Annotated in this window: 1 protein-coding gene; it reads right to left on the bottom strand. The window is 63.9% G+C overall.

The genetic code is table 11. From position 1 onward, the window contains the following. Window positions 1-667 (bottom strand): ATP-binding protein (locus tag Tchar_RS13625; RefSeq protein ID WP_161595545.1); only part of this gene is annotated, 667 nt, incomplete at both ends.

Raw genomic sequence — 667 nt, 5'->3', positions numbered from 1 at the left:
ACCGCCTCGCCCAGCCAGTTGTAGCCGTTGTACCAGTCGCGAATGGCTTGCCGGTCCAGCCCCTGCAGCTCCGGCGCGAAGACCGTGTCCACATCGGCTTCGGTGTAGCCGCAGATGGCCGAGTACTCGGCCGAGACGGTGATGTCGCGCAGGTTGTTCAGCCCCGAGAAGATCGAGCCCGTGCTGAATTTGGACACGCCGGTCAGAAACGCAAAGCAGATGTGCGCGTCGCTGTCCTTGATCACCGAGTAGAGGTTTCTCAAGCCCTCGCGCAGGGTGCGGGCGACGTCGGGCTCGGTGAGGTTGTCCAGGATCGGTTTGTCGTATTCATCGACCAGCACCACGGCGCGCTGGCCGTGGTGGGCAACGACGCGCTCGATGAGTTGCTTGAAGCGCAGGTGGGTGTCGCGCGGCGGCGGGGCGATCTCCACCCCCAGCCGGTGCGCGTTGTCATCGAGCAGGGCGTGGATGTGTTCATCCAGGCCCTCAGCATGCTTGAGCCGCCCTTCGGCAAAGCTGAAGCGAATCACCGGGTGCTTGCGGCTCCAGTCCCACTTGTCGTGTACGAACAGACCGCGAAAGAGCGGCTCGTTGCCGGCGAAGAGCTCGGCGAGCGTATCCAGAAACAGGCTCTTGCCAAAGCGCCGTGGGCGCGAGAGGAAGTAGT

Source organism: Tepidimonas charontis (assembly GCF_007556685.1).
GTDB lineage: Bacteria > Pseudomonadota > Gammaproteobacteria > Burkholderiales > Burkholderiaceae_C > Tepidimonas > Tepidimonas charontis.
Note: the sequence above shows the minus strand (reverse complement) of the source record. Positions and strands in the feature narration are given on the sequence as shown.